At 40.3% G+C, this 24,446-nt stretch carries 25 protein-coding genes and 1 rRNA gene; 12 read left to right on the top strand and 14 right to left on the bottom strand.

Annotated features, from left to right (window positions below):
• The first annotated feature begins 39 nt into the window (after positions 1 to 39).
• A complete protein-coding gene (locus T391_RS0101150) occupies positions 40 to 426 on the top strand; it encodes a group III truncated hemoglobin (RefSeq protein WP_027326797.1) in 387 nt (128 codons plus the stop codon).
• Between the two features lie 35 nt (positions 427 to 461).
• Here T391_RS0101150 and T391_RS0101145 read toward each other — a convergent pair whose 3' ends face one another.
• The 3 genes from T391_RS0101145 to gyrA are packed head-to-tail and all read right to left on the bottom strand — an operon-like array spanning position 462 to position 4,658.
• Positions 462 to 1,772, bottom strand: coding sequence for a sigma-54-dependent transcriptional regulator (locus T391_RS0101145; RefSeq protein ID WP_027326796.1), 1,311 nt, complete (start codon positions 1,770 to 1,772; stop codon positions 462 to 464).
• Positions 1,769 to 2,128: a hypothetical protein gene (locus tag T391_RS0101140; protein WP_156923045.1), complete on the bottom strand. Its 360-nt coding sequence runs from the start codon at positions 2,126 to 2,128 to the stop codon at positions 1,769 to 1,771. Before T391_RS0101140 ends, T391_RS0101145 begins: the two co-directional genes overlap by 4 nt.
• A 55-nt stretch (positions 2,129 to 2,183) precedes the next feature.
• Complete coding sequence (gyrA, locus tag T391_RS0101135; protein WP_027326794.1) at positions 2,184 to 4,658, bottom strand: DNA gyrase subunit A; 2,475 nt, start codon at positions 4,656 to 4,658, stop codon at positions 2,184 to 2,186.
• Positions 4,659 to 4,812: 154 nt separating this feature from the next.
• Between gyrA and T391_RS07540 the strand changes: the two genes are divergently transcribed.
• From T391_RS07540 to T391_RS0101110, 5 genes are read left to right on the top strand one after another with little or no spacing between them, the layout of a single operon-like run.
• The gene (locus T391_RS07540) at positions 4,813 to 5,166 is read left to right on the top strand and encodes a rhodanese-like domain-containing protein (RefSeq protein WP_034583378.1); all 354 of its coding nucleotides are present in this window, start codon (positions 4,813 to 4,815) and stop codon (positions 5,164 to 5,166) included.
• A 10-nt stretch (positions 5,167 to 5,176) separates the two neighbouring features.
• A complete protein-coding gene (locus tag T391_RS07535; protein WP_051420512.1) occupies positions 5,177 to 6,529 on the top strand; it encodes a TolC family protein in 1,353 nt (450 codons plus the stop codon).
• Positions 6,530 to 6,539: 10 nt separating this feature from the next.
• A complete protein-coding gene (locus T391_RS0101120; protein ID WP_027326793.1) occupies positions 6,540 to 7,538 on the top strand; it encodes an HlyD family secretion protein in 999 nt (332 codons plus the stop codon).
• An 8-nt stretch (positions 7,539 to 7,546) separates the two neighbouring features.
• On the top strand, positions 7,547 to 8,680 hold the full coding sequence (locus tag T391_RS07530) for an ABC transporter permease (protein WP_051420511.1): 1,134 nt from the start codon (positions 7,547 to 7,549) through the stop codon (positions 8,678 to 8,680).
• Positions 8,677 to 9,795, top strand: coding sequence for an ABC transporter permease (locus tag T391_RS0101110; RefSeq protein ID WP_027326792.1), 1,119 nt, complete (start codon positions 8,677 to 8,679; stop codon positions 9,793 to 9,795). Before T391_RS07530 ends, T391_RS0101110 begins: the two co-directional genes overlap by 4 nt.
• Here the strand turns inward: T391_RS0101110 and T391_RS0101105 are convergent.
• From T391_RS0101105 to serS, 8 genes are all read right to left on the bottom strand, one after another.
• On the bottom strand, positions 9,792 to 10,352 hold the full coding sequence (locus tag T391_RS0101105; protein ID WP_027326791.1) for a hypothetical protein: 561 nt from the start codon (positions 10,350 to 10,352) through the stop codon (positions 9,792 to 9,794). The two genes, T391_RS0101110 and T391_RS0101105, sit on opposite strands and share 4 nt — an antisense overlap.
• A gap of 9 nt (positions 10,353 to 10,361) precedes the next feature.
• Positions 10,362 to 10,931 (bottom strand): dTMP kinase, encoded by a 570-nt coding sequence (gene tmk, locus T391_RS0101100; protein ID WP_027326790.1) that lies wholly within the window; start codon positions 10,929 to 10,931, stop codon positions 10,362 to 10,364.
• Positions 10,922 to 11,404, bottom strand: coding sequence for a pantetheine-phosphate adenylyltransferase (gene coaD, locus T391_RS0101095; RefSeq protein WP_027326789.1), 483 nt, complete (start codon positions 11,402 to 11,404; stop codon positions 10,922 to 10,924). The genes tmk and coaD overlap by 10 nt, the downstream gene beginning before the upstream one ends.
• Entirely contained in the window at positions 11,404 to 11,967 is a 564-nt protein-coding gene (locus T391_RS0101090) for a UbiX family flavin prenyltransferase (protein WP_027326788.1), read from the bottom strand. The genes coaD and T391_RS0101090 overlap by 1 nt, the downstream gene beginning before the upstream one ends.
• Positions 11,961 to 12,836 carry a flagellar basal body P-ring formation chaperone FlgA gene (flgA, locus tag T391_RS0101085; RefSeq protein ID WP_027326787.1) on the bottom strand — a complete coding sequence of 292 codons (876 nt, stop codon included), beginning with the start codon at positions 12,834 to 12,836 and terminating at the stop codon, positions 11,961 to 11,963. Before flgA ends, T391_RS0101090 begins: the two co-directional genes overlap by 7 nt.
• Positions 12,833 to 14,842 carry an ATP-dependent helicase gene (locus T391_RS0101080; protein WP_034583375.1) on the bottom strand — a complete coding sequence of 670 codons (2,010 nt, stop codon included), beginning with the start codon at positions 14,840 to 14,842 and terminating at the stop codon, positions 12,833 to 12,835. The genes flgA and T391_RS0101080 overlap by 4 nt, the downstream gene beginning before the upstream one ends.
• The gene (locus T391_RS07525; RefSeq protein ID WP_158654554.1) at positions 14,839 to 17,136 is read right to left on the bottom strand and encodes a tetratricopeptide repeat protein; all 2,298 of its coding nucleotides are present in this window, start codon (positions 17,134 to 17,136) and stop codon (positions 14,839 to 14,841) included. The genes T391_RS0101080 and T391_RS07525 overlap by 4 nt, the downstream gene beginning before the upstream one ends.
• A gap of 64 nt (positions 17,137 to 17,200) precedes the next feature.
• Positions 17,201 to 18,478, bottom strand: coding sequence for a serine--tRNA ligase (gene serS, locus T391_RS0101070; RefSeq protein ID WP_027326785.1), 1,278 nt, complete (start codon positions 18,476 to 18,478; stop codon positions 17,201 to 17,203).
• A 170-nt stretch (positions 18,479 to 18,648) separates the two neighbouring features.
• Here serS and tatB point away from each other — a divergent pair, with 170 nt between their 5' ends.
• The 6 genes from tatB to T391_RS0101040 are packed head-to-tail and all read left to right on the top strand — an operon-like array spanning position 18,649 to position 22,027.
• Positions 18,649 to 19,065, top strand: coding sequence for a Sec-independent protein translocase protein TatB (tatB, locus tag T391_RS08760; protein WP_034583426.1), 417 nt, complete (start codon positions 18,649 to 18,651; stop codon positions 19,063 to 19,065).
• Positions 19,065 to 19,823: a twin-arginine translocase subunit TatC gene (gene tatC / locus T391_RS0101060; protein ID WP_027326784.1), complete on the top strand. Its 759-nt coding sequence runs from the start codon at positions 19,065 to 19,067 to the stop codon at positions 19,821 to 19,823. Before tatB ends, tatC begins: the two co-directional genes overlap by 1 nt.
• Positions 19,820 to 20,866 (top strand): tRNA preQ1(34) S-adenosylmethionine ribosyltransferase-isomerase QueA, encoded by a 1,047-nt coding sequence (gene queA, locus T391_RS0101055; protein ID WP_104692926.1) that lies wholly within the window; start codon positions 19,820 to 19,822, stop codon positions 20,864 to 20,866. The genes tatC and queA overlap by 4 nt, the downstream gene beginning before the upstream one ends.
• Positions 20,863 to 21,399, top strand: coding sequence for a 16S rRNA (guanine(527)-N(7))-methyltransferase RsmG (gene rsmG / locus T391_RS0101050; RefSeq protein ID WP_027326782.1), 537 nt, complete (start codon positions 20,863 to 20,865; stop codon positions 21,397 to 21,399). The genes queA and rsmG overlap by 4 nt, the downstream gene beginning before the upstream one ends.
• The gene (locus T391_RS0101045; protein WP_027326781.1) at positions 21,393 to 21,599 is read left to right on the top strand and encodes a PP0621 family protein; all 207 of its coding nucleotides are present in this window, start codon (positions 21,393 to 21,395) and stop codon (positions 21,597 to 21,599) included. The genes rsmG and T391_RS0101045 overlap by 7 nt, the downstream gene beginning before the upstream one ends.
• Before the next feature lie 2 nt (positions 21,600 to 21,601).
• Positions 21,602 to 22,027, top strand: coding sequence for a hypothetical protein (locus T391_RS0101040; RefSeq protein WP_027326780.1), 426 nt, complete (start codon positions 21,602 to 21,604; stop codon positions 22,025 to 22,027).
• A 55-nt stretch (positions 22,028 to 22,082) separates the two neighbouring features.
• Here T391_RS0101040 and T391_RS0101035 read toward each other — a convergent pair whose 3' ends face one another.
• The 3 genes from T391_RS0101035 to rrf form a co-directional block, all read right to left on the bottom strand.
• A complete protein-coding gene (locus T391_RS0101035) occupies positions 22,083 to 22,724 on the bottom strand; it encodes a potassium channel family protein (RefSeq protein WP_027326779.1) in 642 nt (213 codons plus the stop codon).
• On the bottom strand, positions 22,721 to 24,094 hold the full coding sequence (locus T391_RS0101030) for a TrkH family potassium uptake protein (protein ID WP_027326778.1): 1,374 nt from the start codon (positions 24,092 to 24,094) through the stop codon (positions 22,721 to 22,723). Before T391_RS0101030 ends, T391_RS0101035 begins: the two co-directional genes overlap by 4 nt.
• A 191-nt stretch (positions 24,095 to 24,285) precedes the next feature.
• Positions 24,286 to 24,401, bottom strand: a 5S ribosomal RNA gene (gene rrf / locus T391_RS0101025).
• Between the last annotated feature and the right edge of the window lie 45 nt (positions 24,402 to 24,446).

Raw genomic sequence — 24,446 nt, 5'->3', positions numbered from 1 at the left:
ATGATATAAGGAGCCTTTATTTCAATTCAAGGATTCCTAATGAAAAATCAAGAAATTACAATTGAGGCCATTGGCAAGCTTATGGATGTGTTTTACACAAAAATCAGGAATGACAAAAATGGATTGGGGGATCTTTTTAATAGTCAGATTGGTACAAGCGATGAAGAATGGGAACATCATAAAGCAAAAATTGCAAGCTTTTGGGAAGGAATGCTTCTTGGAAGTGGAAACTATAGTGGCCAACCCCTCAAAACTCATATCGATCTTCCTCCATTTCCTCAAGAATTTTTTGCCCTATGGCTCAGTTTGTTTGAAGAAAGTCTCAATGTGGTTTTTACAGAAGGACCAGCCAAAGCAATCCTCACAAGAGCACAAATGATCGCACAGAGATTCCAAAGTATGATCTATATGCATCAACAATCTTAAGACTTATCAAAAATAGGGGGGGGGGCAATATTCTCTCATACTCCATATCTCGCTTTTTTGCTTTTAAGCACCTCAAGACTCATACCAAGCATTTCACTAGCCCTCTGCAAATCACCCCCTGTCTCCAAAAGCACCTCAAGGATCAATTCTTTTTCAAGATTCTCAACCCTCTTTTCTTGCTTTGTTCCAAAAAACACTTCATTACGCACTTGCAAGCACAAATCTTCCTCTTGCACCACATCCCCATCACTCAAAATCCCAGCCCTCTCCACAACAGAAAGTAACTCTCTAATATTTCCAGGCCAAGCATAATCTAAAAGTGCTTTTTGAGCAGATTCTGAGAATGTTTTGGCAGAGAAGTCATACTGCTCACACACGCTAGCAAGCTTCCACTCAGCCAAAGGCAAAATTTCTTCTTGGCGATCTTTGAGCGGAGGGATAGAGATGGGCATCGTATTGAGACGGAAAAATAAATCTTCTCTAAATTCTTTGTTGGCGATTTTTTCTTCTATCTGCACATTAGTCGCACAAATTACGCGCACATCAATTTTGATAGGCTTTGCACTCCCCAAACGCACGATTTCTTGCTCCTGCAAGGCCCTTAAGAGCTTAGCTTGCAAATTGATGGGCATATCTCCAATTTCATCTAGAAAAATACTCCCTCCATTTGCTTCTTCAAACAATCCTTTTTTGGTCGCAGTTGCATCAGTAAATGCTCCTTTTTCATAGCCAAAAAGCTCAGATTCAAGCAAATGCTCAGGGATTGCGGCCATATTGATCGCTACAAAAGGAGATGAGGCTCTTGGAGAATTCTTATGGATAAAATGAGCAAATACTTCCTTGCCCACCCCGCTTGCTCCAAGAAGCATCACGCTTGCGTGTGTGGGTGCGACTCTCAACGCCTTTGTCTTGGCGATTTCAAGAGCCTGTGATGAAGCGATAAAATCAGCTTGCTTGATTGTTTTATTGGGTTTGGCTGGTTTTGTCTGCAAAACATCTTGGATTTTTTTATTTTTGCGAATCGCACTCACAAGATCTTCGATCTCAAAAGGCTTTGTCAAAAAGTCTTTGACTCCAAGTCTAATAGCCTTGATTGCATTATTGACAGAGGCGTTGGCAGTGATCACGATTGCCTCATATTTGCCCCCAAGCTGACTTAAAAAATCCAATCCATCCATTTGAGGCATATTGATATCTGTAATGATCAAATCAAAACTCTCATCTAGTTTTTTGAGTGCATCCTTTGGCCCCTTAAAGAGCTCCACTTCAAACTCTGGATAATCTTTGAGTGAAATCTCAAGAGCCTTTCTCAAATTGATATCATCTTCAATCACTGCAATTTTCATCTTTTCTCCAATATCTTAAGCTCGACTATCCCATCTTTAAGAGATGCGATCACTCGTCTTGGTGGGATTGCAAGAATTGTTTTGCTACGCGCCTGTAAATCCCTCATCACTACATTATCAGTGATTTTCACCCCACTTGCATACAGACATTCCAAAACCCCCTCCTGATTCTCCTTCAGAAATCTCCCAATTTCCTTTTTTTCCAAAGACATTTTGGGAGTCAAATGACACACACCAAAGACCTTGAAACTCCCATCTTTCAATCCTCGTGTGCCTTTAGAATCGATCACTTTTGAGACGCGATACTCCTCACCGACAAACAAAGTATTTTTGATCTTTGCCCGATAAGAAATCATAAACTCCTCCCCCCCTAGCCCGACTCCCCAACACATCAAACCCCAAAAGATCAGATTAGCCTTCTTCATCCTCTAGCAGTTCTTCATCTTTTTCTTCTTTGGGACACTGGCTTGCATAAGCCACTTTTTCTCCAGCAACATTGACGATTTTCACCCCACTTGTGTTGCGTCCAGCTTCACGGATTGCTTGAGTATCCACACGAATCATTTTTCCACTGCTTGTAAGCACCATCAAATCCATATTCTCATCATTGACATTGACCACACTGACAAGTTTCCCTGTCTTAGAAGTGAGTTTCATGACAATCACTCCTTTTCCGCCACGGCTTTGCAAGCGATAAGATTGAGCCGTGGTTTGCTTTCCGATCCCTTTCTCACTCACTGTAAGAAGCTTATCCTCATCACTAGCAATCGTCACAGCCCCCACAACATAGTCTCCGCTATTTTTAAATCTTATTCCCGTCACCCCTCGTGCCACACGCCCAATCTCTCTCACATCATCCACGCCAAAGCGGATACACATCCCCTCATAAGTTGCGATAAACAGCTCTTTGACTTCACTTGTGATAATCTTGGCTGTCACAAGTTCATCATCTTCATCCAAATTGATGGCCCTCACACCAACACTTCGAATATTGCTATATTCGCTTAGATTTGTCCTCTTCACGATTCCATTGCGTGTAAAGAACACAAGCGATTTATTCTCATCAAAATCACTTGTAGTGATTGTTGCCATAATTTTTTCATCTTGTTGAATCTGAATGAGATTGACCACAGCCTTCCCAATCGCTGTGCGTCCAGCTTCAGGGATCTTATAGACCTTGAGCCAATAAAGCTGACCACGATTTGTCACAAACATAATCGTGTCATGTGCATTGGCTACAAAGAATGATTCTATGAAATCATCATCATGAGTATTTCCACTCATTTTTCCTTTGCCTCCGCGATTTTGCTTCTCATAGGTTTTGAGTGGGACACGCTTGACATAGCCTCGATGACTCATGGTGACAACGACTTTTTCATTGGGGATTAGATCTTCAATATCAATGGCATCATAATCATCTTCAAGCTCTGTTTTTCTTGGGGAACTAAATTTTTCTTTGACCTCAAGAAGTTCAGCTTTGATGATTTCATTGAGCTTTTCTTCACTTCTCAAAATAGAGTTGAGATATTCAATTTGAGCCAAAAGCTCAGCATACTCTTGCTCGATCTTATCTCGCTCTAAGCCCGTAAGGCGTTGAAGCCTCATCTCCAAAATTGCTTTACTTTGAAGCTCAGAGAGTCCAAATCGCTCCATCAATGCATTTTTTGCTTCTTCACTATCTTTACTTGCACGAATGATTTTGATCACTTCATCAATGTGATCTAGTGCGATTTTTAGACCTTCTAAAATATGAGCTCTTGCCTTGGCTTTTTCAAGTTCAAAAATCGTTCTTCTAATCACAATTGTTTTGCGATGAGAGATGAAAAGCTTCAAAAGCTCCATCAAAGTGAAGATCTTTGGCTCTTTATTGTGAATGGCAAGTAAGATGATTCCAAATGTAGTTTCCATCGCTGTAGATTTGTAGAGATGATTAAGCACAATCTCACTCATCGCATCACGCTTAAGCTCAATCACGACGCGAATCCCCTCACGATCTGATTCATCTCTCACTTCTGCGATCCCATCAATCACTTTTTCTTTGGCAAGTTCAGAAATTTGCTCTACAAGGCGTGCTTTATTGACTTGATAAGGCACCTCATCAATCACAATCACATCTTTATTTTTGCTTGTCTCAATATGCACTTTGGCTCGCACCTTGATGCGTCCTCGCCCTGTGCGATAGGCCTCAATGATCCCCTGTTTGCCAAAAATAATCCCCCCTGTCGGAAAATCTGGCCCCTTGACAAAATCCATCACATCTTCAAGCTCACAATCTTTATGATCGATGACAAACACCAAAGCATCGATGATCTCATCGATTCTATGAGGTGGAATAGATGTCGCCATCCCCACAGCAATCCCACTTGATCCATTGATGAGAAGATTTGGGATCCGACTTGGAAGCACATCGGGCTCTTTGAGAGTGTCATCATAGTTAGGGACAAAATCCACAGTATCTTTTTCAATATCTCTGAGAATCTCTTCACTTGCCTGCGTCATCCTTGCTTCTGTGTAACGCATCGCTGCGGCATTATCTCCATCGATGGATCCAAAGTTTCCTTGACCATCTACAAGCTCAAGACGCATTGAAAAATCCTGCGCCATTCGCACTAATGCCTCATAGACTGCACTATCTCCATGAGGATGATATTTACCGATCACATCCCCTACGATTCTTGCACTTTTTTTATATGCCGCCCTTGAGGTTACTCCAAGCTCATGCATTGCATATAAGATTCTACGATGCACAGGTTTTAAGCCATCCTTAGCATCAGGCAATGCACGCCCCACAATCACGCTCATCGAATAATCAAGATAACTCTCTTTCATCGAATCATCAATACAAATATCCACAACTTCACTATGGTCAAGCAAATTCTCAGCCATTCAAACTCCACAAGATATACATATTTTGAATGTTATATTTTAAGGCAATAACCGATATTTTTATCCTGTTTTTCATAGCAACTTATTTGCAACACGGTGATAAAATATATCTTTTGCAAGAAACTCAATGATGCATTTGATGCAAGGGAACTCAATGAGTAAGGATATTCTCAAAAAAATTCTCAAAAACCAAAATCACTCAAGCAAAGCACAAAAGGTATCGCTTGAAGATCTGGACTGCACGCAATATCACATAATCGATGTGCGCTCACCCCAAGTCTTTGCACTCACTCCCCATATCTCTGGAGCACTCAATTTTGAAAATTTTGAAGCTTTAAGAGAGTTTTGTCTAGCGCATCCAGATGACAAAATCCTCCTTGTGTGCAATGGAGGACTTGAAGCAGCACGGGTTGGTACTCAACTTGTTGATCTAGGATTGAGCAATATTTATTTCCTTGATGAGTATCTACAAATCATCCAAGAGTATCTTCCACTAGATAATCTTTGAGGAGTCAAATATGAAACATCTTGTCTCTCTTTTGGTTTCTACCATTGCTCTTTTCTCCACACCTCTTGACTTTCAGCAAGCTTGGAAGATTGTAGAGCAAAACAATCACGCAATCCAAGCAGACAAAATTGCCACGCAAAAAGCACAAAAACTACAAGAAGCCAATATTATGCTCTATCTCCCCAAAATAGAGCTTTCAGCAGCCTATGCCTATCTTGGGACGCCTGTCCAATTTGACATCAAAAGCAGCATTCAATCCATCAACCCCTCACTCCCCATCCCTATCCCCTCACAAATCCTTGATCATCTCACCCCTCTAGATCTTAGCAATCAAAACATCATCATAGCCTCCATCAAAATCATTTATCCACTCTATGCAGGTGGGGCAATTTATGCAGCCAACAATCTAGGAAAACTCGCACTCAAAGATGCACAAGAAGCACTCAGACTCAAAAAACTCTCTACATTTGAACAACTAGCCAATGTATATTATGGTGTGCTCCTCAACCAAGAGATTCTCAAAACCCTTCAAGATGTCCAAAGAGGACACAAAATTCACCTTGAAAATGCACTCAAACTTCAAAAAGCTGGACAAATTGCTAAGATCGAAACCCTCACAGCTCAAGTCGCCTATGATCGCGCTAAAAACGACACACTCAAAGCCAAAGATTCTCTAGAAATCTCAAAACTCGCTTTCCAAACTCTCCTCTCTGATTCCAAACAAAACTACACCCCAGATGCCAAACTACTCATCAGTCAAACAGCCAAAAAACTAAGTCTAGAATCCATCCTTAAGACCACTTTAGCCTCATATCCAGCACTCAAAATCATCGACATCAAAACCAAGCAAGCACAAGAGGTCACCAAACTTGAGCGCTCCAAATTTATCCCACAAATTGCCCTTTTTGGAAACTACAGCTACCACGATCACGACTCCATTCTTGGGCGCTCACTTCCTAGCTGGTTTGTTGGCATTGGTGCCAAAATGCCTCTTTTGGATAACACAGGCTCATATCAAAAATACCAAGCAAGCAAGATTGCTCAGCTTGAGATCTCTGAGCGCAAAAGACAAGCAATCAAAGATATCTCACTCCTTGTCGAAAAAACATACAAAGAAGCCATGCATGCCAAAGAGCTCTATTTCACGCTCAACTCTTCCATCGCACTCGCCCAAGAGAATCTCAAGCTCCAAGAAAAAGCCTTTGCCCAAGGAATGGCAACAAGCACACAAGTCATCGATGCGCGCAATATGCTTTCAAAAGCCAAGATTGAACAAAAAAGCATCGCATACAAATACATTCTCTCTATTGCCAAACTAATGGCTCTAAGTGATTCAATCAATGATTTCAAACTCTATCAATAAAGGAGATTTTATGAAGAAATTCATCCCTCTTGCGATCTTAGGAATCCTCATCATCACTATTGGTGTATGGCTTACCAAAAGTTTTCAAAAAGCCTATCAGCCCCAACCCCAAATCCTCCAAGGCCAAATCGCAGCACGCGAATACAATGTATCCTCCAAAATTGCTGGAAGAATTGCAGAGATCTATGTCCAAAAGGGACAGCTTGTCAAAAAGGGAGAATTGATCTATATGATTTATTCTCCAGAACTTGAGGCGAAGCTACAGCAAGCCCAAGCAGGCTATGAGGCAGCAAAAGCTCTCAATGAAGAAACTCAAAAGGGTGCAAGAGAACAGCAAATCATCTCTGCCAAAGATATGTGGCTGAGTGCAAAAACTATGCGCGATCTTGCTGAAAAAACTTACACACGAGTAGAAAGCCTTTATAAAAGCGGAGTTGTAAGTCTCCAAAAACGCGATGAGGCTTATGCCAATTTTGAAGGTGCAAAACTAAGAGAAAGCACAGCCTATCAGCAATATAAACTTGCTCTTGAGGGAGCAAGCAAGGAGACTAAGCGTGCAGTAGAAGAAAAAGAAAGAGCTGCTGCTGGCACTGTTGCCGAGGTCGAAGCTTATGCCAAAGATTCTCAAGTCTTAGCTCCTGCTGATGGAGAGGTTAGCAATATTTTGCTTCATGAAGGAGAGCTTGCACCTAGTGGATTCCCCGTGGTGCTCTTAGCAGATATGAGTGAGGCATATTTACGACTCAATATCACTGAAGATGAGCTCAAAAATTATCCAAAAGACAAAGTCTTCCAAGCCTATATCCCCGCCCTTGATCAAATGGCAAGTTTCAAAGTGACTTTTGTGTCTGTCATGGGAGATTTTGCGACATGGAAAAGCACGACAAGCAACAAAGGCTATGATGTCAGAACATTTGAAGTCAATGCCAAGCCCATCACACCTATCCCCAATCTCAGAATCGGCATGAGTGTCATCATCCAAAAAGATGGATCTAAGCCTAAGGCATAAGTCTCTTCATGATCAAAGCATTCAAAGACGATTTGCTCTCGCTAGCCAAAAGTCCTTTTTCACTTTTTATCTTATTGATTCCTATGCCCCTTATTGCAATCTTGCTTTTTTTCACTTTGGGACATGGAATCTTGCAAAAAATGCCAATTGGCATCCTTGATCTTGATCAAACAAGCACATCAAATCAAATCATCTTTTCTCTTCAAGCCTCACCCTCTCTACACATCGAGCACTTTTATACAAGCCTAGATCATGCCAAAAACGATCTACAGAACGCCAAAATCTTTGCCCTCATCGTCTTGCCACACAACCTCCAAAGCAATTCTAAAAAAGGCATCACTTCATCCATCCCACTCTATTACAATGCGCAATTTTTGCTCGTAGCCAAAACACTCCAATCCAAGATTCTTCAAATCATTGGAGTAGAAAATGTCAAACTCAAACTTGCCAAAAATCTAGTTGAGAGTAAAAACTTCCTTGGGGCTCTCTCCAAATCTCTCCCCATCTCTCAACAAATCACAGCCCTCTACAACCCAGATAGTAGCTATGCACAATTCTTGCTCACCGCCATCTTGCCCTGCTCACTTGCTATTTTTATCTGCGTCTCACTTCTATGCTCAATCCTTAGAGATCCACGCACATCATTTTTTGTTCTCCCCAAAGGAGGTCAAACTGAGCTCTTTTGGCTTTTATTTGCCAAAATCTTCAATACAGCTTGCTTTTCTTTTCTATGGTGGCTAGCGATGATGTGGTTTTTTACTCACATTATGCATCTTCCTATGCGAGGAGATTGGAACACTCTGGCTTTAGGTGCTTTTTTGATGATCTTAGCGTATGAGGCGATTACACTTTTTATCTTTGCTTTAGCCAAAGATTCTACACGCTCTATTAGCGTGATTAGTATCTACTCTGCTCCAAGTTTTGCATTTGCTGGGATCACATTTCCCACCAATAGCATGGAATCATTTTCCAAATTTTGGAGCGATCTTTTGCCTGTAAGTCACTATCTTGAGCTTTATATCCAGCAAGCCAATTATGGAGGAAGTCTTGCATATGCTCTATCTCTTTGCCTCTCTATGACTCCATTCTTGCTTTTTGGTCTCTTGGGTCTAGTGATCTATGGGTTAAGGAGTCAAAAATGATCTTTTTTGATGTTTTTGCCAAAGAGGCTAGACGCTTATTGCGTGATTTTTCTGTGCTTGTGGTTTGCATCATCGGCCCCCTTGCCTACTTCTTCCTCTATCCAGCTCCCTATGCCAATGATGTCATCAAAACTCAAAAGATTGCCATCATTGATGAGGACAAAACCCAACTTTCATCACTTCTAAGTTTTTTTGCTGGTGCATCTCCTGATATTCATATCAAAACCCATGCAACCTCCATCACTCAGGCTCAAAAACTTTTGGAGCAAGGCGAGATCTTTGGAATCCTCTACATTCCCAAAGGATTTGAAGAAAAAACATTGCTTCAAAGCTCTCCCAATCTCGCCTTTTTGGCTAACTCCTCTTATTTTCTCATCTATGGAGCTATCATCAATGGACTTCATGATGCCACAGAGGCTCTCAATCCAACAATCAGAGAAAAACAACGCCTGCTTTATGGGATTCATTCTCCTCACTATCAAATCCAAAAAGATCTCATAGAGCTCAAGTCTTCCCCTCTCTTTAATCCCTCTTTGGGTTATATCAACTACGCACTCGCTGCTGTGTTTGTCGTGATCTTGCATCAGATGATTCTTGTTGGGATGGGAATCTTTGGCTCCAATTATCAAGGGTATGCCAATCCTCTTTCTCTTATGTTTTCACGCCTTATTCTCTTTGGTGTCATTGCAATTATTCTTTTTGCATTTTATTTTGGATTTGGATTTGGATTTTATGGAATCACAAGGCATGCCAACATACAAGAATTCTGGCTCCTCTCTCTCACTTTTATCTTTTCTTTTGTTTCATTTGGAAATTTCTTTGGATCATGGATCAAGAAAGGCTATCAAGCCACAATTATCATTCTTTTTTGCTCCCTTCCACTTGTATTTCTTTTGGGATTTATTTGGCCCTCTTTTGCCATTCCATCTCCCATCAATACCTTGGTGCAATTTGTTCCATTATTTCATGGAGTCAATGCACTGTTGCGACTCAATGAAATGGGAGCAAGCTTAGAATCTCTACACTCTTATCTCATCCATCTTGCTGTATTGGGGGTCTTTTATAGTCTTTTGACAATCCTTATCCTCTGGATCAAGCAAGTCAAAAGAATCTAACGCCTTGCATCACAAAGCGTTAGAGCCAAGATCACACGATTGTTTTTTGATCGCAGAAGCCCAATGGCTTCTTGCAAGCTCACACCAGTTGTGATCACATCATCCATCACAACCACATCCCTAGATACAAGTTGGGTTTGAAACCCCTTAGGGTTAGCTTGACGATATTGCAAACTCTTTCCTGCATAACTCACAGGATTCTTAGCTTTGAGCTCCCCATAAATAGGCTGTATTCCACAGCGCTTAAATTGATGCAAAATAATCCCAGTATGTGAGTAGCCATTTTTGATACGATCATCGATCCCAACACCCACCAAGCCATGCGGAAAAGAAAAATTTTGAGAGAAATACAAGCTTGCCCATCTTGCTAGCACAGTCATGATACGCGATCCAATCGGTTGATATTTGAAATGCAATAAAAACTCAATCTCACTAAAGGCATAAAAACTATACACACTCACCCCATCCACAAGCCTCTTACCCAATGAAAGTGTAGGCATACATTTCTTGCAAATCAAGCCATTAAGATTCCAAACACCACAGATTAGACATCTCATTGCCCACCCTTAGGTTTCAATCCTCTCTACAATCTTTTGATGGATCTCTTGAATACTAAGCCTTGCATCAATCCTCAAGCACTCAATACCAAGAGCTTGGCACGCTTTGAGCATACATCCTTGAATCTCAAGCAAAAATTCCACCCCCCTTTGCTCAATCTTATCTCTCTTCTTGGCTCCTAGTCTTTTTTGAAGTTCCAAGGCATCAAGCTCAAGCAATACAACGCATGAGGGCAAAACATCTTGTGTAGCAAATCGATTAAATTTCAATAGATCCTCAAACGCAAAACCCTTGCCATAAGCAATCCCAGAAATCAATGAGCGATCTGAAATGATCAAGCGATCTTTATTGGGGAGGATCACACGATGAATATGCTCAGATCGATCAGCCAAAAACAAAAGCAATTCTGTCTCCTTGCTTAGGCTAATGTCTTCTTCAAGCAAAATACCTCTCAATCTCTTGCCCAACTCACTCCCCCCTGGCTCATGCGTAAAAATAGCATTTGTAAATTTAGATCTCAAAAGCTCAATCTGTGTGCTCTTGCCTGCTGTATCAATGCCCTCTAGTGCTAAATACATGCATATCCCCTCTGTCTAAGAAATTCAAATGCCTCCTTTGGCACAAGATGAGAAATCTTGCCTCCATACTCGATGATGCTTCTCACGATCGATGAGCTCACAAAGGCATTTTGAAGTGAGGGCATCAAATAGAGAATCTCAATTGCTGGATTGAGTGATTGGTTGGCATAACCCATTTGCAGCTCATATTCAAAATCACTCACAGCCCGCAGCCCACGAATCACAACTCTTGCCCCCAATGACTGAGCAAACTCCACAAGCAAACAATCAAAAGATTCCACCCTAATCTTGGGATTTTTATCTGTGCAACGAGCAAGTATCTCACATCGATCTTCTAGGCTTAAAAGCGGGGATTTGGAAGCATTCTTAGCCACTGCGACGATCACCTCATCAAAAAGCTGAGCACTTCTAATCAGCAAGTCATAATGTCCATTTGTGCAAGGATCAAAAGTCCCTGGATAAACCGCCCTCATCACTCTCCGCTCCATCGCGCATATAATTGATTTTCAAATCCCAAAACATCTAGCCACTTCCCCACCAAAAAATCCTCCATCTCTTCCAATGTCTGAATCTTGGCATAATACCCCAAAACAGGTGGAGCGACAATCACGCCAAGATTTGCAAGCTTAAGCATATTCTCTAGAGCAATACTTGAAAATGGCATCTCTCTTGGTGCCAAAAGTAAAGTTTTTCGCTCTTTGATCATGACACTAGCACAACGCGAGATCAACTCATCTCCAATCCCCCATGCGATCTTTGCAAGTAAATTCATACTTGTAGGAATGAGTGCCATCATATCCGCACCAAAACTCCCAGAAGCAATCCCTGCCCAAATCTCTCTCTCTTCATATAGATTCCCCCCTTGGGCTTTGATATCCTCAATCAAGTCACGATTTGCTTCTTTCTGCCAAACAACTTGTGCTGATTCTGAGAGGATAATATGACATACACTATGCTTTTGCACCTCTTGGATAAAACGCAAAGCAAGCCTAATCCCACTTGCTCCACCCACTCCCACAATTATTTTTTTTACCAAATCACAACCTTTCTCTCTCCAATCACTTTGGCGCGAATTTGTTTTTTACTCTCCAGATTGCGCACCATCACCTCATCATTCATACTTCCATTTTGCATCGCTTCCATTCTAGCTTCGATCTCAACCCCCCCTTCCTTATATGATGCATCTACCCATTCTCCACGCCTAACTAGCAATCTAGGTTTAAGCTTGGATTTGAAAATCATTTGATCTTTGGCTACAAAACTCCTAAGTGCTGCAGTCTTTAGCTCCCCTTTATCTGCCAAAGGCATCGGTATAGAATCAAAAGGGACTCGCTTAAGCTCGACATTCTCTTCTCCCAAATTCTCCCCAGCACTCAAATCTCTCTTAGCAACATAGGCTTCCAAACTCGCCACAATCTCGACAAAAAAAGGTTGCAAAGAATGCTTGCCTCCCTCTTGCACCTCAACCATTGCAACAAAGCGATTTTTGCGTAGCATTTTTTCTGTGATCTGCGCTTTAATCAATCTCAAATCTGAAGACTTGAGCGCTTTGAGTGGCTTTAGCCTCACTTCTTGAATCTTGGGATGATAGGATGCATAAAATGCAAGAAAAGTCTTGCTAATCTCCTCTTTCAATTTTGTGCTATCCCAAGGCAGATGATAAGTGAAGCGCACTTCTTTGATCTTGCTATCCACGGCAAATCCCTTGGAGGCAAAAAGCCTCTGCAAATCAGAAGCCTTGATATGAAGCTCAAAAGATTCCCCAAATGAAGCAATCACAAATGATGGAGACTGAGGAAATAAGTCATATGACATAATGGGATCTTTTGAAAGGATGTAGTGCTCTTTGAGTATCTCTGCTCTAAGGGCAACACAGCATAAGATCACCATAAGCCATCGCTTCATTGTGCAAGCTCCAAGAAATTCAACAAAATCACCCTTTGATTTCCTCCAAAATTTACCCTAGCTTTTGCACCATTTCCACTTCCCATCACCTCCTCAATCCGTCCAATCCCAAACACTTTGTGCTTGACCAAAGCATTGCGTGTCATTACCACACTCAAAGCACTCTGTCCTTCTAGAGATTCTCGAATAAACCTTGAGGGTTCTAGCATTTGACGCTTCCCCTTATAAAAACGCGATCGCACAGAGCTAACTATAAGCTTTTTTTTGGCTCTGGTAAAAGCCACATACCCAAGCCGCCTCTCTTCTTCAAGATTCCCACCATCGCGCTCCAAAGGGAAAAATCCCTCCTCACACCCAATCACAAACACATAATCAAACTCAAGCCCCTTGCTCAAATGCATGCTCATGCAAGATACCTGCTCCTTGCTCTCCAAATCAGAATCAGAACTCAAACTCAAATCATTCAAAAAATCTTGCAATGACGCATCCCTATACTTCTCTCTAAATTCACGCAACAAACCAAAGAGCTCCAAAATATTTGCCCTTCGATCCTCGCGTTCATGCTCTAGATACTCATCCATAAGTGGGACTTTGGTATCAAAAAGATCCACAAAGCGATCTATAGAAATATGAAATGCTTCCTTTAGCTCTGCAATCAAAGTAAAAAAATCTTCCAAAACCTTCAAAGTTTTGGGACTGATGGCATCTGGTCTTTGAGAAAATAATTTATAGATACTCTGATTATTGGCAAGAGCTTGAAGTCTCTCTTGTGAAGTCTTACCCAATCCTCTTTTGGGTTTATTGATCACACGCATTAAAGAAAAATCATCTTCTATATTTGCCATCAAACGCAAATAACTCAACACATCCTTCACTTCAGAACGCTCATAAAATCGCACAGAGCCAATCAATCGATAAGGAATCCTAGCCTGATTCAGTCCTTCCTCCACCTTACGACTAAGCGCATTGAGACGATACAAAATCACAATCTCATCAAGTCCAACTCCCCCTTGGACAAGATTCCAAATTTTCTGAGTGATTGCTGCGATCTCCTCACTCTCATCCCCATATTGAGTGATTTCAACTTCCTCTCCATCCTCAAGTGTGGGGCGCAGTGTTTTTCCCAAGCGCTGAGTATTGTGTGAGATCAGACGATTGGCAAATGCCAAAATCTGAGGCGTGGAGCGATAGTTTTGCTCAAGCTTAATCACCCTAGCTTGCTTAAAATCTTTTTCAAATTCTAAAATATTACGGATATCTGCACCACGCCACCCATAAATGCTCTGATCCTCATCCCCAACAACACATAAATTTTGATGAATGGAGGTTAGGGATTTGAGAATCTTGTATTGCAAAGGATTGGTATCTTGATACTCATCGACCATAATATATGCATATCTCTCGCTCATTGTCTGAATCAATTTGGGATTTTGCTGCAAGATCAAATAAGTCAGATAGAGCAAATCATCAAAGTCTAATAAATTCTTGCTCTCCAAATAATATTGATATTGCTCATAAAGCTCCGCAATCATTTGAAACTCTTTAGATTTTGCCTGAGAGAGTGCTTCTTGGGGGGAGATGACTTGATTTTTGTAATATGAAATATATCCCATGATCATAGAGGTAGGCAGTAATGATTTGAAAGATTTCACAATTTTTTTGACATCATCACCATCAAGCAAGACAAATGAAGATGGGCGATCAAGCAAGGAGAGATATTGTTTGAGAAAAAGAAGACCAAATTTGTGAAATGTGCATAGAAGTGGATATGAAGAAGAAGTGCCAATCATCCTCATAGCACGATCATGCATCTCTTTGCTTGCCTTATTGGTAAAGGTCAAACACAAAATCAAATCAGCAGGGATTCCAACTTCTTGGATGAGATAAGCTAGACGCGCAGTCAGTGCCCTTGTCTTACCACTCCCAGCACCAGCTAGAAGAAGAAGTGGACCATCTATATGGGTGGCAGCCTCTCTCTGCTGAGTATTTAAACCCTCCAAAATCACTCTTGAGCCTTCTGCAAAATTTCACCTGAATCAATCTCAAAATCAAAAAATTCTGAGACAAAATTTTTGTTTGAAATTGTCCGAAGAAGAGAAATCGCGCTCTTAAGATTCTTCTCTTGCTGATAGAGCAAGGCAAGAGCATAGCGGCTCTCTAGCGTGGCAGTCGAATCAATTTTAGAAATTTGCAATAAGGCTACAGCATTACTAAAATGCCCAGCTCCAATTGCAGCCACAGCTCCCATAAATTTCGTCCCCACATCCTGTTGTTGCAAACTATCAATCAAATCGTTATAGACCACAAATGCCTTTTCAAATTCTTGATTATAGATATAAGCCATCCCAAGTGCTTGCATCGTCCCAATGGGCGACTCCTCATCTGTGACTAATTTATCTTGCAAATGTGTAATCACAAAAGAAAGATTTCCTGTGATAAAAGCAAGATACACATAAAGCTCACGCGTCAAGCTCCCCCCATAAAACAAAGCATGCATATTAGAAAACTTCCCCTTTCTAAAAAAGCGCGAAAACTCCAAAGACATCTCTTTGAGATTGCCTTTGTAATGTTTGGAGACCTGATACATTACATCTGTGGTGAGATCATTGGGATATTTCTCCCTAAGCAAGGAAAAATACTTCGTAATCTTTTCTTGATTCCCCTCACCCATTGCCAAAATAGCTTGCAAAGCAGTATAGATGGGCTTGGAATTTTGAGGTGTCTCAACCAAATCAGAAATTCCATGCTGCCTCCCCCGCGCATAAGCAAACAACTCATTCAAAAATACTCGCTCATTTTCATTGCGAAAATCAACTCTCAAAAAATCTCCACTAAGCATCTCTTCAATGCCCGAAGTATCACGATAAACAAGTTTTCCTGTCATTACAGCAAAAATTCCTGCCATCAAGTCTTGACTATCTAGATGATAGGCTCTTGAAAAATAAGTGAAAGCATTCTCAAAATCACCTAGCTGGGCATACAGCAAACCGATGTTGTAGTATAAAACCGAGTGCTGGCTATGTATGCGAAGGTTTTGGAGAAAAATCTTGAGTGCTTTGCGTAAATCACCAGCATAAATTTCTTTGAGCCCCTTAGCTATATTGCGATTGATTCTAGAAAATGCCTCTCCACGCGTATAAGCATCTCTTGCTTCATCCACATCCCCAACTTTCCACTCAAACCCACCATCTGCCAAAAATCGAAACACTTGCTGGGTATTGAAGACTTTGTAGGGCGCATAATAAAATAGAATCTTATATTGAAGAGATCGGCGCGATTCAAACTTAAGATTCCAAAAACGCTTTTGAGCCTCATTGATGTTAAACAAAGAAGGATTAAGCCCTACACGAATCTTAAAAAAGGACCCACCCTTCTTCTCCAAATCTTCCAACAAATTTGCACTATCAGAATAATTTCTCAACTTAAGATCCACAAGCTCTAGCGCACTCAATGCTTCATGATCATTAGGAAAAGCTGCTAGATATTTCATAATCTCATCTCTTGCTCGTGCATAATCCCCCACTCGCGCATAAAGCATACCAATTGCCAAGGCATTCTCAACCCTTGGATCATTCTTGAGATGCTCTAGGGCACTATAATCATCGCCAAGCATCAAAAAAATCTCAGAGGCAAGGGCGGCATTATTTTGGGCGTAATTCTTTGAATTGGGATGAAGCAGGGGAGAGAGGGCTTCAAAATATTGGTTTTTATAAAATGAGGTGAGTGCATACAAATATGAATAAAAAGGTGTATTAGCCGAATCAGACAAGGTTCGCTCAGCCAATCCCACAAAATGCTCAAATGATTTTTGATCTCCTTGTTTAAGCGCACTATAAGCTGCACCAATCGCGCTTAGTGCCACACTATCTCCCCCCTCAATCGCATGCTCAAACAACTCTTTAGCACGCACATAATCTTGTGCACCCAAATAAATCACACCCAAATTGTAATTGGCCAAGGATTGAGAGTAGAGTGAGATCTTTTTGAACACATCAAGTGCTTCCTCAACTCTTCCATTATCATAAAGGATATTAGCCTTTTGGATCAATTCTGAGAGTTCCTTATCTGGTTTGGTGTAGAAATCTCTCTCTAAAGTCATCGCAGAACTTTTTGCTACTTGTATCTCTGAAGCTTCAGTCATTTTTTCAGAAATTTCTTGAGGGATTTCTTGGGTGGCAGACTGATGATCAAAAGCCTTAATAGCAAACCAAAACAAAACCACAACAAGCAAAATCGCAAAAAGCAAAGAAACAAAATAAAAAATCACCTTATTATCTCGTGTGAGGATAAAGTGCCTCATCAAACGAAAAAAATATCTGATTCTTCTCTGAATCTGTAGAAAAAAGGATTTTTTATCCCACATCTTAGAGATACCTTCTCAACACATCAGGAATATCAATACTCCCATCCTCATTTTGATAATTTTCCATCAGAGCCACAAGTGTGCGTCCTACTGCAAGTGAGGAACCATTGAGTGTATGCACCAATGTATTTTTCCTACCATCCCTAAATCGAATCTTGGCGCGTCTTGCCTGAAAATCCCTTGTATTGGACACGGAGCTAATCTCACGATATGTATTCTGTCCAGGGAGCCAAACCTCAATATCCACAGTATTGCTAGCACTAAATCCAAGATCTCCTCCACAAAGCTGAATCAAGCGATGAGGAAGTCCAAGCTCAGTGAGGATGCCTGAAGCAGTCTCAAGCATATATTCTTGCATCATATCGCTCTCTTTGGGATGAGTGATTGCCACAAGCTCGACTTTATCAAACTGATGTTGGCGAATAATTCCACGCGTATCACGCCCAGCACTTCCTGCCTCTTTCCTAAAACAAGGCGTGTGCGCAGTGAGCTTAAGTGGCAAAGATTCTGCTGGGATAATCTCATCACGATAGAGATTTGTCAGCGTAATTTCTGAGGTAGAAATCAAATACAATTCATTCCCACACTCACTCCCATCACTCTCTTCTGTTTTGCCAGCAATCTTAAACATATCATCTTCAAATTTGGGCAATTGCCCTGTCCCAAAAAGACAGCTTGCATTCGTAATGACTGGAGTTGAGACGATCTCAAACCCTCGCTTTTCATTATAGTCCAACATAAAATTGATCAATGCACGATGGATTCGCGCACCCTCACCCCTCAATACACTAAAGCGACTTTTGGCAAGCTTCACACCCCCCTCAAAATCAATCCAGCCATTTTGCTGAGCAAGTTCCCAATGCTCTTTGGGCTTAAATCCAAATACCCGTGGTTCCATCACTCTTTTGATTTCGACATTGTCACTCTCATCCTCTCCTTGTGGTGTTTGTGCATCAGGGATATTGGGAATTGAGTGCAAAAGCTGCATCAAGCGCTCTTCACTACTAGAAACCACTTCATTCATTTTCTGAATCTCACGCTTGTTTTCTTCAAGCCCACGCTTTAGCTCATTGATATCTCTCCCTTCTCTCATCCATTGAGCAAAACTCCTAGAATCTGCATTTTGCTTTGCTTGCAATTCCTCAAGAACTTGTTTATTTTTTTTGAAATCTAATGCATATTGCTTAAGCTGATCTAGGACTTCAGAATCAACTTTTTTAACTCTCAACCTTGCTGTAATTTCATCAAAGTCATTTAGAAGCAATTTCACATCAATCATCGCACAGCCCCTTAAAATTCATTTTACTCTTGCTAGAATATTAACTTATCAAACACTTTTTGTTCCACAAACAAAACCAAAAACAAGTTGGATTTTTGAGTGTAAAATATGAGCTAGATTCAAATCAAAACTACAATCAAGCAAAATCTCTACGACAAAGGATAACATCGATGTTTGGGATGGGTTTTTTTGAAATTTTTATGATCATCATCGTTGCTGTTATTTTTCTAGGTCCAGATAAGCTTCCTCAGGCCATGGTGGATCTTGCTAAGTTTTTCAAGGCTCTCAAAAAAACTCTTGATGATGCAAAGAGCAGTCTTGATAAAGAGCTTAATTTAGAAGAACTCAAAAAAGAAGCACTAGAGTATAAAAGCTCGCTGACACAGGGATTAGATGAACTCAATCGCAGCTCAAACTCCCTCTTTGATGATGCCCCCAAAGCAAAACCCTCCCAAGAGATTCAAGAGGCCCTCAATGCACAGAGCCTAGAAGACAAAGACAAAACTATGCAAGAAACTCCAAAATCTCCCAAAATCCAACCCACACAAAATATCCAAGAGATCTCTTATAAAAGCAAGGATACCTAATGTTTGAAGATTTAAAACCCCACATCCAAGATTTACGCAAGCGCTTGATTATTTCCTCTCTTACGCTCATTGTTGTGTTTTTTGTATGTTTTTCATTTTGGGATCATATTTTTGAATGGATCAAACTTCCTTTGACACAAGCTTTTGATGACCATGTCAAGGGTGAACTTGTCCAACTTTCTCCAGCTGAGGGTGTTTTTACGGCGATGAAAGTAAGTTTTTTTGCCTCTTTGGTGATCTCAATGCCCGTGATCTTTTGGCAGATGTGGCTTTTTGTCGCACCAGGACTTTATAAGCATGAAAAAATGATCATCATTCCTTTTGTATTATTTGCAACGATTATGTTTGCTATTGGTGCAAGCTTTGCTTATTTCATCGTCTTTCCTTTTGTGATCAAGTATATTTTGATGTTTGGAAATGAGTTATTTAGTGCCAATATTAGTGTTGAAAACTATGTGACTTTTTTCACGCGTCTTATTCTTGGTTTTGGAATCGCATTTGAATTGCCTGTAGTAAGCTATTTTTTGGCCAAAGTCGGACTCATTACAGATGCAACACTCAAAGGCTTTTTTAAATACGCCATTGTGATCATTTTTATCATCGCTGCTGTTATTACCCCCCCAGATGTCCTCTCACAATTCTTTATGGCTTTGCCATTGATTGGTCTTTATGGATTGTCAATCCTGATTGCCAAGATCGTCAATCCTGCCCCCCAAGAAGAAGATCCTAAAGATCAGGAAGATCAAGACGAAGTATGATAGGCGATCATCTTCTTGCAAATTATGATTACCATCTTCCCCAAGAGCTGATTGCCACACATCCTGCATCACCTAGAGAGAGCGCCAAGCTTTTGATCTATGATCGCAAGAGTGATCAAATCACCCACAGTGATTTTTGGCATTTTTTTGACTTTATTGCTCCTGATACACTTTTTGTACTCAACAACACAAAAGTCATCAAAGCACGACTTTTTGGACACAAAATCCATCAAGGTCAAAAAGGGGGAGAGGTGGAAGTGTTCTATCACAAACATCTCAATCAGAATCTTTATCTTGTGCAAATACGCGGGAGGGTCAAAGAAGGAACAGAGATTGTATTAAGCCCCTCTTTCTCTCTCAAAGTTTGCAAACTTTTAGATTCTGGATTTAGAGAGGTTGAGTTTTTGCTTCATGGCAAATATGCATCACTCCAAGATGTCTTGCATCAAGTCAATCTTTTAGGACATACTCCCTTGCCACCCTATATCAAACGAGAAGATACAAAAATAGATGAAGCAGATTATCAAAGTGTTTTTGCTCAACAACTAGGAGCAGTCGCTGCGCCAACAGCATCTCTGCACTTTAGCGATATCTCTTATCTGCAATCTCATTTTGATCATTGTTTTGTGACTCTTCATGTGGGAGCTGGAACCTTTTTGGGCGTTGAAACTCAAGACATTCGCGATCACCAGATTCACACAGAATCCTTTAGCATCACCCAAGAGAGCTGGCAAAAGATTCAAAAATCCAAAAATATATTGTGCATTGGCACAACAAGTGCGAGAGTTGTCGAATATCTCAATGCCAACCCCCCACTCTTTGAGGGTGAAATACTCAGTGGCGAGTGCAATATCTTTCTGCACCCACTCAATCCTCCATCCAAACTCAATGCCTTGCTGACCAATTTCCATCTACCCAAATCCACCCTTATTATGCTTGTCAGCTCTCTTGTAGGGCGAGAAAAATGCCTTGAACTCTATCATCAAGCCATCAAACATGGCTATCGTTTTTATTCTTATGGCGATGGAATGCTGATTTTATGAACGCACAATTTCAGCACTACAAAGCTCTCCTACTCAAATGGAACAAAACACATAATCTTAGTGGAGCAAAAAATGAAACTGAAGTTGATGAGAACATCAAGGATTGTCTATATCCCCTAGAATTTATCGCCCCCTTTGCCAATGCCCTAGATATTGGATCAGGATGTGGATTCCCAGCCATTCCTCTAGCTATTGCTTTGCCTCAGAGTATGTTTTATTTGACTGAACCGCGCAAGAAGCGTGCGAGCTTTTTGCAAATGCTTTGTTTTGAATTAAAACTAGATAATGTTTGCGTTTTTCCCACACTTGTGCAAGATGCCAAAATCCCATCTAGCATCGATCTTATCACATCAAGGGCTGTGGCTCAAACCCCCTTGCTTATCCAAATCTCTAGGCATCTTCTCAATCCTTGGGGTGCATTTTTGTTTTATAAAGGATCAAATTTATTGCACGAAGGGGAAGAGATAGGGGATAATGAGATCTTTACTTCACCTAGCAATCGAGTTTATTTCTATAGGAGACTATCATGCTAAAAACTCTTCTCATCTTGGGAATCATTGCGCTCATCATTTGGTTCTTTTTCATCAAGAAACGCCCCACAAAAACAAACCATCATCCACAGGCCGATTCGATGGTGGAATGCCAAAAATGCAAAACTTTTATCATGCAAAATGAAGCTATTTTATCCAATGGCTCCTATTACTGCTCAAAAGAATGCTTACTGCAAGGCTAAAAATGAAAATCTTTGGACATCCCCTCATTCCCTCTTGCAATTTCATCAAAATCTCAGATCAAAAGGAGATCGATCATATCCCCGCTCATTTGATTGTATGGTGGGAATCAACACAAGATCAACAATTCTCTCTAGCTCAGTTTTGTCAAGCCCAAAAGGTTGATTATGCTGTTTTGATACATAACATCACGGATCTACTCTATTTTTCTCATTTTGGTGCAAAATATCTGATTGCCTCTATGGATCAAATCAAAATCTTTCAAGATATCATCAGAGAGTATCTTTTGGATTCTCTTCTATTGTGCATCATCCAGAGTGAAAAAGACATCGAATCTCTAGCACTACTTGGCATCGATGGAGTGATTTTCTCTTCTTATCTTAATCCTTCCTCATCTCATCCACTAAATCACCCCACCAATCAAAGATGACAAATAAGAAATAGAAGAGTTTGATTTCCTCATCCTCTTCTTGCTCTTCATAAAATCAATGATCTTTTTTGGAATACAAAAGAAGCAAAACATCTCCACTCTTAACAATGGGATTTTCAAAACTCAATCTCCATTCTCCATCACAACAAAAAGCAATCACCCTAACCTCACTCTGATGTGTTTTCATCTTAAGTGCTTTTTCAAGATCTTGCAAGAATTGTCCCTCGTGTGCTGCTTCAATCGGCATCTCAACAATTTCTAAGACATCATTGATTTTCAGAAATCGATCTTGATTCCATAGAAGCTGTCTTAGAAGTTGAGCGGAAGCATCTTTTTCTGGCCTAATCACAAGATTGACCCCAAGACGCTCCAGAATGATTGCATGCTCCCTGCTCACAGCTTTGGCAATAATGAATTGGTTTTTTAATTCTTGTAATGCAATCACACTAAGGATGCTAGCCTCAATATTCTCTCCAATACTCACAATCACAATATCCAACCCCTTAATGCCCGCTTCTGCCAAAGCTTCTTTATCTGTCGAATCCAAAACATAGATCTCATCAGTCAAATCTTTGAAATCTTTAATATGTAATTCATTATTATCACATGCGATGATGTGCTCTCCATGCTCAATGAGACCCATGGCAACATATCTTCCAAATTTACCCAACCCCACAACAGCAAAACTCGCTTTCATACAATCACCTTTTCTTCTTGAAGTCGAATTCTTGTCTTTTTATCTCTCCATTTAAATGCAAACCAAAGAGTTAGCACTCCCATCTTTCCCATAAACATCAAAAACATAATCACAATCTGTGATGGGGGACTCAAATTTGCACTCAAAGACAAAACTCCTCCATTACCCACAGAGACACCTACTGTTGCAAAAGCAGAAGAAACCTCAAACAAAATATAAATAAAGCGCATCGTCGGCTCAAAATACAGAATCAAAAAAATCGAAAAAACAAAAGATAAATTTGCGATGATAAATAATCCGATTGCTTTTTTGATGCTTGATTCTGCAATCCTTCTTTTAAAAATCCTTACAGGTCTATCCCTAAAAAGAGCGATACAAAAAGCAAGCAAGATCGCAAGAGTTGTGATTTTCACTCCTCCAGCAGTTCCTCCTGGAGCCGCACCGACATTCATCAAGATTGAAGCTAAGAATAAACTAGGGTTAGATAAGCCACTCAGATCAATTGTATTAAATCCTGAGGTTCTATAATTCACAGAGATAAAAAATGAACTTAAGACCTTATCCAAAAAATCAAAATTTCCAATACTCTTAGCATTGTTCCATTCAAGCAATAGTGTGGCACACAGACCTGCCAAAAGCAAGAAAACCGTATAACTTAAAATAATTTTTCCATGCAAGCTCAACCGAGCCAATTTGGGAGTTTTTACTTTGGAAAATAAATTACAACGCGTTTTGAGAAACCAAAAAACCTCAATCAAAACAAGATACCCCAATCCCCCAAAAATCACCAAAGCACTAATCACAAAATTCACAATCACACTTTCTCTAAAATCTATTAAATTCGTGCTAAAGGTTGAAAATCCCGCATTATTAAAAGCCGAAATAGAATGAAAAATCCCAAACCACAAACTTTCCAATAATCCAAAACCCCTAAAATAAAAATATCCCATCAAAATCAAAGCCCCCAAACCCTCAATAAACAAAACAAAAAATAAAACTTTTTTGATAAAGGATGTGATACCGCTATGGGAAGGATAATTCATCGATTGCCGAATCAAATTCTTTTCACGATTTGAAATTCTTTTATGCAAAAACATATAGAGCAACCCAAGCATAGTCATATATCCAAATCCTCCAATTTGGATCAACGCCAAAATGACAAATTGTCCCCAAAAAGTAAAATCATGTGAAGTATCTTTGACGATCAATCCCGTGCAAGTGAAAGCTGAAACACTCGTAAAAAGAGAATCCAAGAAATCTAGATGCCCTCGATGCATCCACGGAAGCATCAATAGCACCGCTCCGCAAAGAATAATACCAAGATAGCTCAAGACAAGAATCTGTATGCTTTTTAGGCGAATCTCAAACATCTAATCCTCTCATCAAAAGATCAATTATACTCCCTTTTCAAGACACACTAAAACAAGCTAGATCCACTCAACTCAATAAGCAGAAGCAAGACAAGACAAGACAAGACAAGACAAGACAAGACAAGACAAGACAAGAATTAAAGCATAAATTAAAAGATAAAAAATCATAGAAGAAAAAAGAAGTAATCCCAACCCTGCATCGACCTACATTCCCACACTTGAAAAGTGCAGTATCATCAGCGATGAGGAGCTTAACTTCCAGGTTCGGAATGGAGCTGGGTGTGACCTCCTCTCTATAGACACAGGGAAAAGGGAGAAGAAGATAAGATCTTATCCTCTACTCCCTTTTCTA

It is taken from the genome of Helicobacter pametensis ATCC 51478 (assembly GCF_000518225.1).
In the GTDB taxonomy this organism is placed as follows: domain Bacteria; phylum Campylobacterota; class Campylobacteria; order Campylobacterales; family Helicobacteraceae; genus Helicobacter_G; species Helicobacter_G pametensis.
Note: the sequence above shows the minus strand (reverse complement) of the source record. Positions and strands in the feature narration are given on the sequence as shown.

Excerpts from the sequence above, each read along its gene's own strand:
- T391_RS07535 (WP_051420512.1), top strand. The coding sequence starts at position 5,177 with ATGAAACATCTTGTCTCTCTTTTGGTTTCTACCATTGCTCTTTTCTCC.
- coaD (WP_027326789.1), bottom strand. The coding sequence starts at position 11,404 with ATGAGGGCGGTTTATCCAGGGACTTTTGATCCTTGCACAAATGGACAT.
- T391_RS07540 (WP_034583378.1), top strand. The coding sequence starts at position 4,813 with ATGAGTAAGGATATTCTCAAAAAAATTCTCAAAAACCAAAATCACTCA.
- T391_RS0101140 (WP_156923045.1), bottom strand. The coding sequence starts at position 2,128 with ATGATTTCTTATCGGGCAAAGATCAAAAATACTTTGTTTGTCGGTGAG.
- rsmG (WP_027326782.1), top strand. The coding sequence starts at position 20,863 with ATGAACGCACAATTTCAGCACTACAAAGCTCTCCTACTCAAATGGAAC.
- T391_RS0101120 (WP_027326793.1), top strand. The coding sequence starts at position 6,540 with ATGAAGAAATTCATCCCTCTTGCGATCTTAGGAATCCTCATCATCACT.
- T391_RS07530 (WP_051420511.1), top strand. The coding sequence starts at position 7,547 with ATGATCAAAGCATTCAAAGACGATTTGCTCTCGCTAGCCAAAAGTCCT.
- flgA (WP_027326787.1), bottom strand. The coding sequence starts at position 12,836 with ATGAAGCGATGGCTTATGGTGATCTTATGCTGTGTTGCCCTTAGAGCA.
- T391_RS0101145 (WP_027326796.1), bottom strand. The coding sequence starts at position 1,772 with ATGAAAATTGCAGTGATTGAAGATGATATCAATTTGAGAAAGGCTCTT.
- T391_RS07525 (WP_158654554.1), bottom strand. The coding sequence starts at position 17,136 with ATGAGGCACTTTATCCTCACACGAGATAATAAGGTGATTTTTTATTTT.
- tatB (WP_034583426.1), top strand. The coding sequence starts at position 18,649 with ATGTTTGGGATGGGTTTTTTTGAAATTTTTATGATCATCATCGTTGCT.
- T391_RS0101040 (WP_027326780.1), top strand. The coding sequence starts at position 21,602 with ATGAAAATCTTTGGACATCCCCTCATTCCCTCTTGCAATTTCATCAAA.
- gyrA (WP_027326794.1), bottom strand. The coding sequence starts at position 4,658 with ATGGCTGAGAATTTGCTTGACCATAGTGAAGTTGTGGATATTTGTATT.
- T391_RS0101150 (WP_027326797.1), top strand. The coding sequence starts at position 40 with ATGAAAAATCAAGAAATTACAATTGAGGCCATTGGCAAGCTTATGGAT.
- T391_RS0101035 (WP_027326779.1), bottom strand. The coding sequence starts at position 22,724 with ATGAAAGCGAGTTTTGCTGTTGTGGGGTTGGGTAAATTTGGAAGATAT.
- tmk (WP_027326790.1), bottom strand. The coding sequence starts at position 10,931 with ATGTATTTAGCACTAGAGGGCATTGATACAGCAGGCAAGAGCACACAG.
- T391_RS0101045 (WP_027326781.1), top strand. The coding sequence starts at position 21,393 with ATGCTAAAAACTCTTCTCATCTTGGGAATCATTGCGCTCATCATTTGG.
- serS (WP_027326785.1), bottom strand. The coding sequence starts at position 18,478 with ATGATTGATGTGAAATTGCTTCTAAATGACTTTGATGAAATTACAGCA.
- tatC (WP_027326784.1), top strand. The coding sequence starts at position 19,065 with ATGTTTGAAGATTTAAAACCCCACATCCAAGATTTACGCAAGCGCTTG.
- T391_RS0101030 (WP_027326778.1), bottom strand. The coding sequence starts at position 24,094 with ATGTTTGAGATTCGCCTAAAAAGCATACAGATTCTTGTCTTGAGCTAT.
- T391_RS0101105 (WP_027326791.1), bottom strand. The coding sequence starts at position 10,352 with ATGAGATGTCTAATCTGTGGTGTTTGGAATCTTAATGGCTTGATTTGC.
- queA (WP_104692926.1), top strand. The coding sequence starts at position 19,820 with ATGATAGGCGATCATCTTCTTGCAAATTATGATTACCATCTTCCCCAA.
- T391_RS0101110 (WP_027326792.1), top strand. The coding sequence starts at position 8,677 with ATGATCTTTTTTGATGTTTTTGCCAAAGAGGCTAGACGCTTATTGCGT.